Source organism: Mycobacterium sp. NPDC003449, assembly GCF_053588415.1.
In genome coordinates this window covers 18,024-27,777 of sequence record NZ_JBSFPX010000092.1, presented here as the reverse complement: position 1 = coordinate 27,777, position 9,754 = coordinate 18,024, and the positions used below count along the sequence as shown (strand labels likewise).

Annotated in this window: 10 protein-coding genes; 4 read left to right on the top strand and 6 right to left on the bottom strand. The window is 69.7% G+C overall.

Translation table 11 applies throughout. The features are described 5' to 3' along the window. Window positions 1–135: 135 nt before the first annotated feature. Complete coding sequence (locus ACWDTP_RS22015; RefSeq protein WP_450023635.1) at window positions 136–1,242, top strand: hypothetical protein; 1,107 nt, start codon at window positions 136–138, stop codon at window positions 1,240–1,242. A 30-nt stretch (window positions 1,243–1,272) separates the two neighbouring features. Here ACWDTP_RS22015 and ACWDTP_RS22010 read toward each other — a convergent pair whose 3' ends face one another. Further along, the gene (locus ACWDTP_RS22010; RefSeq protein WP_450023633.1) at window positions 1,273–2,790 is read right to left on the bottom strand and encodes a hypothetical protein; all 1,518 of its coding nucleotides are present in this window, start codon (window positions 2,788–2,790) and stop codon (window positions 1,273–1,275) included. 159 nt (window positions 2,791–2,949) lie between these two features. Between ACWDTP_RS22010 and ACWDTP_RS22005 the strand changes: the two genes are divergently transcribed. Further along, on the top strand, window positions 2,950–3,204 hold the full coding sequence (locus ACWDTP_RS22005; RefSeq protein WP_450023631.1) for a DUF2631 domain-containing protein: 255 nt from the start codon (window positions 2,950–2,952) through the stop codon (window positions 3,202–3,204). Window positions 3,205–3,218: 14 nt separating this feature from the next. Here the strand turns inward: ACWDTP_RS22005 and ACWDTP_RS22000 are convergent, their stop codons facing one another. After that, window positions 3,219–3,797 (bottom strand): hypothetical protein, encoded by a 579-nt coding sequence (locus ACWDTP_RS22000; protein WP_450023629.1) that lies wholly within the window; start codon window positions 3,795–3,797, stop codon window positions 3,219–3,221. 125 nt (window positions 3,798–3,922) lie between these two features. Here ACWDTP_RS22000 and ACWDTP_RS21995 point away from each other — a divergent pair, with 125 nt between their 5' ends. Both ACWDTP_RS21995 and ACWDTP_RS21990 read left to right on the top strand, forming a co-directional pair. Then, window positions 3,923–4,630, top strand: a complete 708-nt coding sequence (locus ACWDTP_RS21995) for a DUF427 domain-containing protein (RefSeq protein WP_450023627.1) — start codon at window positions 3,923–3,925, stop codon at window positions 4,628–4,630. A gap of 18 nt (window positions 4,631–4,648) precedes the next feature. Further along, window positions 4,649–5,122 (top strand): SRPBCC family protein, encoded by a 474-nt coding sequence (locus tag ACWDTP_RS21990; RefSeq protein WP_450023625.1) that lies wholly within the window; start codon window positions 4,649–4,651, stop codon window positions 5,120–5,122. A gap of 4 nt (window positions 5,123–5,126) precedes the next feature. On the opposite strand, the gene ACWDTP_RS21985 is transcribed toward ACWDTP_RS21990, so the two are convergent. The 4 genes from ACWDTP_RS21985 to ACWDTP_RS21970 all read right to left on the bottom strand — a co-directional run bounded on the left by ACWDTP_RS21985 (window position 5,127) and on the right by ACWDTP_RS21970 (window position 9,741). Continuing rightward, entirely contained in the window at window positions 5,127–6,410 is a 1,284-nt protein-coding gene (locus ACWDTP_RS21985; protein WP_450023623.1) for a nucleotide-binding protein, read from the bottom strand. A 178-nt stretch (window positions 6,411–6,588) separates the two neighbouring features. Then, window positions 6,589–7,509 carry an alpha/beta hydrolase gene (locus ACWDTP_RS21980; RefSeq protein WP_450023621.1) on the bottom strand — a complete coding sequence of 307 codons (921 nt, stop codon included), beginning with the start codon at window positions 7,507–7,509 and terminating at the stop codon, window positions 6,589–6,591. Window positions 7,510–7,513: 4 nt separating this feature from the next. Continuing rightward, on the bottom strand, window positions 7,514–9,046 hold the full coding sequence (locus ACWDTP_RS21975) for a flavin-containing monooxygenase (protein ID WP_450023619.1): 1,533 nt from the start codon (window positions 9,044–9,046) through the stop codon (window positions 7,514–7,516). Next, window positions 9,028–9,741 (bottom strand): SDR family NAD(P)-dependent oxidoreductase, encoded by a 714-nt coding sequence (locus ACWDTP_RS21970; protein WP_450023617.1) that lies wholly within the window; start codon window positions 9,739–9,741, stop codon window positions 9,028–9,030. Before ACWDTP_RS21970 ends, ACWDTP_RS21975 begins: the two co-directional genes overlap by 19 nt. Window positions 9,742–9,754 lie beyond the last annotated feature (13 nt).

Below are 9,754 nucleotides of genomic sequence, written 5' to 3'. Positions count from 1 at the left end.
GGCCCCGCGCCGCCCAGGCGCGGGGCCCGACTGCCGCTTCGGTCGGGCCGAACAGGCCCGCGAGGCCACCGTATGCTGAGGCACGCCCACAACAGGTAATGCCTGAGACATCGGACCGAGGGACCACGTTCGCGCATGAGCTCAACCGGGGATGCCCGGGCGGTCCCGGTGACCGCTCGGACCGAATACCTGACCGAGCGCCACCGTCTGGGTGCCGTCGCATCGCTCACCGCCCTGGTGGCGGGGATGATCGCGCTGGTGGGACTCAACGCCGCCGGACTCCCGGGACCCTTCACCGCAGTCGTCGTGGCGGGGTTCGTCATCGTCGCGCTGGGTGCGGTGACATACGGACGGCTGGGGGCCGCGGGCGCGGTGTTGATCACCGTCGACGAGGACACCGTCTACCTCGGCCACGAAACCCACGGAATCGTCGGCTACCCGCTGGCGTCGCTGATCGCGGTGAGCCAGGCCGGCCCGGCCGCGGAGACCTCGGCGACGGCCAACGGTCGGCACCTGACGGTTCGTGGGCAGAAGTACCTCACGCTGACCTTCGACCCCGGGACCGGCACCGAGGAGTGGCGGGTCGCCGTGGTCGGATCCGACCCCGCGGCGGTGGAGGTACTGAGCCGGCTGAAGGCGGCCCTGCCCGGGCCCGACCGCGGCGCCGACGCGGAATCCGTTGCCGAAGCGCCTGTCCCGGGTGCGCGGATCGCCGACGCCGGGAGCGACGAGGCGGCAAAGCGGTTGTGGGAGGAGGCCACCCGGCGCCACGCCGACATCCTCGGCTCCTACGGCGTCTACGAACTCGACCCCGCGATGCTGTTGCGCTATCCCGCCATCACCGACGTGACCGTCGAGCCCACCCAGACCTTCCACGTCGCGCTCGACGAGGCACAGGCCCTGCGCACCGATGCCTATCCGGACAACCGGGGATTGGCCGACGCCTACCAGCAGGCGGTGGTGGCGCTGCGGCGAGCCTGGATCGCCTGCGAATCGCACGGCCGCAAGGTCGGCACGGCCTATCTCGAAGCGGCCGACCGGACCGAAATGGACACCGCGCTCAAGCTTTACAACCATGCGGCGTCGAGCACCACGCCCGCCGAGCAGGCGACGTACTACGGCCGGGTCCGCGATATCGTCACCAAGCTCGTCGACCGTGGTGTCCTGCACCCACCCAAAGTTCAACTCGCGCAGCTGGAAGGGGTCACCCGTCGGGCCATCGAGGCCGCCAGGCCGAGCTGAGCCCGGCGGCGGCGTGGCCCACCTGACGGGTCAGATGGCGCCCGGCGCGAGGAATTCGCCGGTGACCGAGTACGTCCCCGTCGCCGCTTCCACACCCGCGATTTCGATCCGGACCGCCAACCGGAACCGGTCGATCGACCGGTCCGTCATCCAGATCTCGACCGCTTCACGTTCGTAGGGTTCCAGGGCGCCGCGTCGCATCGCCTGGGCGCGAACGGATTCGAAGACCTCCAGCGAGACATCGTCGAAGGCGAAGGTCTGTGGTTGCCAGTGGGGGGACTCGTCGGTGACCTCGGGGAGCTCCCCCGGTACGACGGTGACCTGGCCGGCCCGGTCACCGGTCTGGAACTCGAGCAGCACACCGCCGCTGGTCTGGAGTTCGCTCGCGTGCGCCGTCGGGGTGGCCCGGTGGGTGCCCCGGATCTCGAAGTTCGTCAGCACCCGATCCGACGGGGCGATCCCGGCCAGCGCCAAGGCATCTCGCGCCTTTTGGAATGACACGGTGAAGTCAGCAGGATTGAAGATCTCGCCGACGGTGCCGTCCGGAAGCGCGTCGACGGTCTTGCCGCCGAAGGTGCCGGTCAGGACCACCGGGGCGCCGGGGCCCGAACGCTTGATCTGCAGTGAATCCAGCTTGCTCAGCCGCCCCGCGGTATCGAGTTGCCGGGCCATCTTGTCGGTGATCGCCTCCAGATCGGTCGACGCGATATCGACCCCGGTGAATGTGCTGTCCTTGCGCAGCACCTGCGGCGAAGGCGTGGTGAACGCGTCACCACCGTTGTTGATGTACACGATCGTCGCGTCCCCGTTGGTCGGGTCGAGAACCGTGCCGTAATCGGACCCGCTGCCGGTGAAGCGGAGATCGAGCAGATTGTTGGCCGCCGCGGGGCCGAACTTCTCGGTGATCGCCCGCAGCATACCGTCCCTGCGGGCGTTGAGGTTCATGCTCTTCGATGTCGGACCGCTGTCGGCGCGCGGCGCCGCCTGGGTCGGCGCCCGGTCCAGCGAGATGTGCCAGGCGTCGCCGACACCGAACAGCACCGCGAGTGCGACGAGGACGGTGACCACCGGATAGACCGCGGCCGGGGCGCCGGGGTGGTCGTCGAACCCTGGCGGACGGGTCACCTCGCGGGCAGGCAGCCGATCCGGCGGCAGTGCGGTGACCGGATTCTCGGTCAACGCGCGGAAGTTGCCGCGTGACATCGAGGTGATCCACCGCGCCTGGTATCCGGTGTCGTGGGGCGGGCTGATCGTCGCGGTCACCAGGGTCGGTTGCAGATCGTCGTCGGCGAGGCTGCTGCGGGTGAGCGCGTCCACCCGGACCGGCACCGCGTCCGCGGCCGGGCCCCCGTGGAATGCGCCGAGGTGGAATGCGTCGAGTTCGGAGATGCGGGACGGCCGGGGCGCGATCGCGAGCCCCGCGACGATGAGCGGGATGGCGATGAGCAGCGCCACCCACCAGGCGTTATAGGCGCCGAGTCCGATCCCGACGGCGATCAGGGCGCCGGCCGCGCCGGCCTGGCCGACCCGCACTGGCATGCGCTTCATCGAGCACCTCCCCCGTTCGCCCAGGTATCGCGTGATCATAGTGAGCGCCGGGGATCGGGCAACCTGCGCTGCTCCCGAGTCGGGACGACTGCATACGACACAGTGTCGTATGCCAGAATGTGGTCAGCCCGAAGCCCGCCCGATCCCGAGGAGCAACCCGTGGCCAACACCGAAGTGGAGCGACGCGACGGCGTCGACGTCGAGGACGTGCCTTCCGCGGAGTGGGGCTGGTCCAAGGAGAACATCACCGTGATCCACATCGGCGGGCTGCTGTCGGCGGTATTCCTGCTGGTGATGATGCACGGCAATCACGTGGGGCACGTCGAGGACTGGTTCCTGATCGGGTTCGCCGCCATTATCGTGTTCGCGGTCGGGCGCGACTGGTGGCTGCGCCGCCGCGGCTGGATCCGGTAGCGGCACCCCCGACATCAACGCTGCGGCGTGCTCACACCGCCGCAGCGGTACACCGTCTCGGCCCAGCCGGCCGACGCCGGATCCGCGTCCAGCGCGGCGAGGGCATGTGCCTTGAAGGCCCGTGCCGCAGCGCTCAATCGGTAGTGCACCGGCCGGGCCGCCACCATCGGCCCCGGCCCACCGGCACCCCAGAACGCGATCTCGCCCGCTCCCTCACGCAGCGCGGTGAGCCCGCGCAGCCGGACGTCATCGTCGGTCTGGAACCGGCCCGTCTCGATCACGGTCAGCACGACCGCTTCCGGAGCATCCGCCATCGACGTCCATAATCCGTGAAGTTCAACAGTTTTCGCGCCGAGAATGCGCAGGGCGCGCTCGGCTCCCCGGTCGTCGCGCACCGTACCGCCGAGGCAGATACCGATATGCCAACCGGCCATTCGCTGATCGAACAACCAGCCCCCGATACCGGAGACCAGGTCGACGGCACCGGACCCCGCGACGTTCAGTTCGTAGCGCAGCACTCGGTGACGTTCGGGTGGACGCGACCGCGCGAGCACGACGGGGCCGGGCGCAGCGGTGAAGGTCTGTGGCGACATGGGTATCCAATCGGTTCACTCGGGCTGCGCTACCGAGCAGACCCGCCTCGCCCACCAGCGTGACATTTTCTCGTTAATCTGTAAAGCTCGTATTTTGGGTACGACCGCAAAGTGGAGGTGGGGCAATGAGTCTCGTGGCGGGGCGCGGACCGTTGGGTACACAACCGGCCGGTTGGTTCACCCCTGAACTGCCCGGTGCCGTGGTCTACGTCGAACCACACCCGCGACGGGTACAGGCGGTGCGGGCCGGCACGGTCGAGCTCGACACCGAACAGGTCCTGATGGTGCACCGGGCCGGCCACCCGCTCAGTTACGCGTTCCCCGCCGCCCTGGTCGGCGATCTGCCCAGCCGGCCGGTGGCCGAGGCACCCGGTTACGTCTCGGTGCCATGGGATGCCGTCGACACCTGGTTCGAAGAAGGCCGGCGCCTCGTGCACTATCCGCCCAACCCGTATCACCGCGTCGACTGCAGGCCCACCAGGCGCCGCCTGCGCGTCACGGCCGCGGATGTGGTCCTGGTGGACACCGACGACACCGTCGTCCTGTTCGAGACCGCGCTGGAGCCCCGGCTCTACGTCGACCCCGGGCTGGTGCGCACCGAGCTGCTGCGGCGCAGCGACACCAGCAGCTACTGCAACTACAAGGGCGCCGCCACCTACTGGTCGGCGGTCATCGGCGACACCGTGATCGAGGATGTGGCCTGGAGTTACCCCGAACCCCCGCCCGAATCCCTACCCATCGTCGACTATCTGAGTTTCGATCCGGCCCGCGCGCGGGTACTGGCCGAACTCCCCGCGTCGGGGACCGCCCCGGGATGCGGCCGCACCCAGTAGCAACCGAAAGGCACCCCGATGGGCATCGTCACCACCAGCTCGGAGACCGCGTTCACCCAGTCCGCCGAGACCGTCTACGACTTCGTCACCAACCCGGCGAACTGGACCAGAACCTATCCGGGCAGCGCCCATATCGACGCCCTGCCCGACCGGCTGCCGCTGCGGGTCGGCGACACCTGGACCGAGACCGGTCCGGACGGTGCCCAGCTCTACACCTGGCAGCTGGCGATCGCGATGCGACCCCGGATGTGGGTGTTCAACTCGGTCGGCCGGCTCGGCCACGACCGCGACGGCAACGGCGGCATGGCGGGCCGGATCACCGTGCAGTATCAGTTCACCCGCCCGGGTGCCGACATCACGTTGTTCGGCCGCACGATGACGATCGAGGCCTACAAGGAGTCACCGCTGCCGGACGCCCTGTTCCGGGTGGTCAACCCGGCCAATATCGACAAGTACCACGCCGCGGTGGCCCGCGAACTGGCGGCGGGCTGAGCGCTCAGGCGGGGTTCGGTGTCTCGAAGTCCTCGGAGAGGGCCGCCGCGAGTTCGAGGATCCGGCGCTGGAACTTGGGCCGCAGCAGGTCGAGGTGGATATCGGTGCCCGAGGAGATGTGTTTGTCCCATGGCAGCACGAAGACGCGGCCGGGCGCCACATGCTTCTGGAACTGATGCACCAGGTCACCGATGTCGACGTTGGGCTTGCCGGGGCCGATGTGGTTGATCACGACGCAGGACCGGCTCAACAGATCCTGATGGCCGTGCTGGCGCATCCAGTCCAGGGTCACCGCGGCCTGGCGGGCCCCGTCGATCGACGCGCTCGCCACGATGACACCGCCGCACACCGTCTCGAGCACACCGCGGGCCGCCGGCTGGAACATATCGGCCGCGCAGTCGGCGAGCACCAGGTTGTAGTGCCGCGACACGATCCCGGTGGACGCGATCCAGTCGGTGTCGTCGAACGCCCGCGGGGCGCCGCTGTACTCCGCGCTGGAGAGCACCTCCAGTTTGGATTCGTTCATGCTGGTGAACGCGCGGACATCGGTGTAGCGCGAGTGGTCCTTGGCGGCCAGCAGGTCGGCCATGGTGGCGGCCGACTGCCGTCCGACCCGGTCGGCCAGGTTGCCACCGGCCGGATCGGCGTCGACGGCCAGGATGCGGTCACCGCGCACCCGGCTCAGCGTCGACCCGAGCGCCACCGTCACCGCGGTCTTGCCGACGCCGCCCTTGAGGCCGAAGACGCCGATCTGGTACGACTCCCGCGCGTTGCGGCGGATCCGCGAATACAACTCCTGCTCGTAGCGCTCATCCGGCGAGAGCCCGAGGTTGATCCGGGTGGTGCGGTAGAGCAGCCCCCGCCAGCCGCGGTGGGAATGCACCTTGACCGACGATTTCACCCCGACCAGCGCGAGGTTGTCGATGGCGCGGTGCTCGCCGGGGAACGGTGCGGTGCCCGGCGGCGGTGCCTGCGGGGGCCAGGCCTCGCCGGGAGGCGGCCGCCAGCCGTCGCTGCCCGGGGGCACCGGCGGGAGTTTGGCGGTGATCTCCGACCCGGTGGGCTGCCGGCCGGGCGCGGCGAAGCCGGAGGCCGGGACCGCGGGCGGGGTCGACGGCGGTGGGCCGGCCGGGGGCTGCGCGGGCCGGTCGTCGGGCTGCCGGGACGCTCCGGTCGGCTGCGCCGCGACCGGGCCGCCCAGCAGGACGTCCAGTTCGCCGTAGTCGACGCGTTCCTTCGCGTGTTTGGCGTCCCGGGAGAACACGAGCCGGTCGTTGTCGGCCGACATAACTACCTCTCAATCGTCGTTCGCACGCCTGCGCGCGTTCACACCCGATAGGCACGGGCGGCCAGCCTTCCCCGCTCAGCCATCGTCGCACCCCAGGGACGGATTGTCTGCGCGAAGTTTCGTGGGTGCATTATCGTCCACGGCCCGAAACGGTGGCGACGCACCCGGGTGCCCGCCCTCAGCTACCGAACGCCCGGCGCAGCGCGGCGCCCTGCATGCTGAACAGCCGTCGGCTGACCTCCCAGTCGGGCAGCAGGGCGTCGAACCCGTGGCAGGTTCCCGCAATCACGTGCAGTTCGGTGCCGACACCGGCAGCCGTCAACCGGTACGCGTAGTCCAGCGCCTCGTCGCGCAGCGGGTCGAGCTCCGAACAGCTGATGAAGGCCGGGGCCAGACCCGATACGTCGGCGATGCGGGCCGGTACCGCGCCGGGGAGGTCACGCCGGGGCAGGTAGTGCCGCCACATCGCGGCAGCCGCGGGCCCGTCGAATCCGGGGGTGTCGACGAACTCGTCCTTCGACGCGGTCCTGCGGTCGTCGAGCACCGGCTGGTGCAGCAGCTGGAACACGATCGGCGGGGCCGTGCCCGCCGCCGACCGCTGGGCCAGCACCGCCGCCAGCGCCCCGCCCGCGCTGCTGCCCGCCACCGCGATCCGGTCCGGGTCCACATCGAGGTCGGCGGCCGTGGCGACCACCCGGTCGAGCACCGCGATCGCGTCGTCGAGCCCGGCCGGATACGGATGCTCGGGTGCCAGCCGGTAGTCCACCGAGATCACCGTGCAGGCACCCCGACCGGCCAGCTCGACGCATTGGACGTGGTCGATGTCGAGATTGCCCAGCACGAAGGCCCCGGAATGGCAGTAGACGACCGCGGGCGACCGGGGCGATCCACCCCGGTACACGCGCACCGGGATCCGGCGCGACCCCGAATCGACGCAGCTATCGGCGATCTCGACGCCGGGTGTGTCGAGGGCGCGGGCGGCCTCCCGGCGGCGTTGGTCGATCGAGGACCGCACCATCCCGAGGACGGGTGCCGACAGGTCGGTCCTGGCCCCGGCGAAGCTCCGCAACGCCGGGTCGAGGCGGTCCGCCCAGTGCATGCGGTTACCCGTCCGACGGTTCGGCCCAGGCGCGCACCGGTGCCGCCGGCCGGTCGGCGGGCGTCTCGAAGGTGTAGTCGGCGGCGCGGAACCGTCGGGTCATGGTCCAGAACGCCCTGGCACTGCGCGGCCACTGGGTCACGACCCGCCCGCCGGGTGCCCGGAAGTAGCTGCTGCACCGGGTCAGCCACACCGTGCCCCGCATCCACCTGTCGATATCTGCGATGAACCGGGCCATCACGGCGGGTTTGACAGCCAGATAGCGTTTTCGCCTGCGCCGCAGGTGTTTCAGGGCCCGCACCACGTACCTGGCCTGCGCCTCCAGCATGAAGATGACGCTGTTGGAACCCACATTGGTGTTGGGCCCGTACAGCATGAAGAAGTTCGGGAACCCGGGTATCGCCATCCCGAGGTAGGCATGGGCGCCGTCGCGCCAGGTTTCGCGCAGCGTCACACCGTCCTCCCCCACCACGTCGATCTGGCCCAGGTAGTCCGCGGCGGCGTACCCGGTCGCGCACACCACCACGTCCACGTCGAGTTCGGTGCCGTCCTCGGTCACCAGCGAGCGCGACCGCAGGGCCCTGGCCGGGCTGGCCACCACCGCCACGTTGGGCCGGGTCAGCGCCGGGATGAACTCCGAGGAGAACACCAGCCGCTTACAGCCCAGCGGATGGTCGGGGGTCAGTTTGGCGCGCAACTCGTCGTCGGCGACCACCGATTCGAGCTGCTTGAGGGCGATCGCCTTGAACTCGCGGGTCTTGTCGCTGCCGTTCTCGATGACCGAGATGTTCGCCTCGCTGCGCAGCCACAGCCGGGTCCGGTAGATCCGTTTGGCCAGCGGCACACGGGCGAACATCCAGTGTTCGCGCCCGGTGTAGGCCCGGTCGGGTTTGGGCAGGATCCAGGTGGGCGATCGCTGCACCGAATACACCTGCTCGGCCACCCGGGCCAGGGCGGGCACCAGTTGAGATGCGGTCGAACCGGTCCCGAGCACGGCCACCCGCCTGCCGGCCAGTGAAACCGAATGATCCCACCGCGCCGAATGCAAGACCGTACCGGTAAACGGTTCCTCCTCAACGAGATTCGGTTGCAGAGGTCGGGTGAACAGACCCACCGCCGACACCACGATGTCGAACCGGTACTCCGCGCCCGCGGCGGTGCTCAACCGCCAGGTGCCGGGCCCGGGCTCCCAGTGTGCCGCGGTGATCTCGGTGTTGAGGGCCAGATGCGGCGCGAGCCGGTAGCGCCGCGCGCAGCGTTCGAAGTAGGCCAGGATCTCCGGCTGCGCCGACCACAGCCGCGACCAGCCGGAGTTGAGATCGAACGAGTACGAGTAGAGGTGCGATTTCACATCGCAGGCCAGGCCCGGGTAGGTGTTGATCCGCCAGGTCCCGCCGACGCCGTCCTCCCGGTCGAAGATGGTGAAGTCGCGAAAACCGGCTTTCTTCAGCAGGATTCCCAGTGCCAGCCCGCCCGGTCCGGCACCGATGACGCCCACCGACAGCTGCCCGGGCATGTTCATCCGATCTGCAGGCATTGGCCACCGTCGACAATCAGCTCCGATCCGGTGATGAACGACGCGTTCTCCGAAACCAGGAAGGCGACGGCATCGGCGATCTCGGCCGGTTTACCCAGCCGGCCGCCCACCGCCCGCGCCGCCAACCGGCTCTGTGTGGTCGGGTCGAGCATCGGGGTGTCGACCGGCCCGGGAAACACCGCGTTGACCCGGATCCCGTCGGGGCCGAGTTCGGCCGCGGCCACCTGGGTCAGCCCACGCAGTGCCCACTTCGACGACCCGTAGGCGGCATGGTTGGCGAACGCCCGAATCGCGCCGGTACTGCAGGTGTTCACCACGGCGGCTCCCTCGGCCCGCCGCAGCTGCGCCAACGCCGAACGGATCCCCAGGAACGGGCCGAGGCAGTTGACCCGCCAGCTGCCTTCGAAACCGTCGGGTGTCTCGTCGGCGATCGGCGCGCGGTGCAGCACCCCGGCGTTGTTGACCAGGGTGCTCAGGCCGCCGAACCTGTCCACCGTGGCCGCGACCGCGTCCCGCCACTGCTCGGCCGAGGTGACGTCGAGTTCGATGCCGGCTACAGAATCGCCGTATTCGGCTGTACTGGAACGTAACTCGTCGATCAGCAGGTCGGTGGCGACCACCCGGAATCCGTCCCGCGCCAACCTGCGCACGATGGCCGCGCCCTGTCCCCTGGCCGCGCCTGTCACCAGGGCCACGCGGTCGGTATGT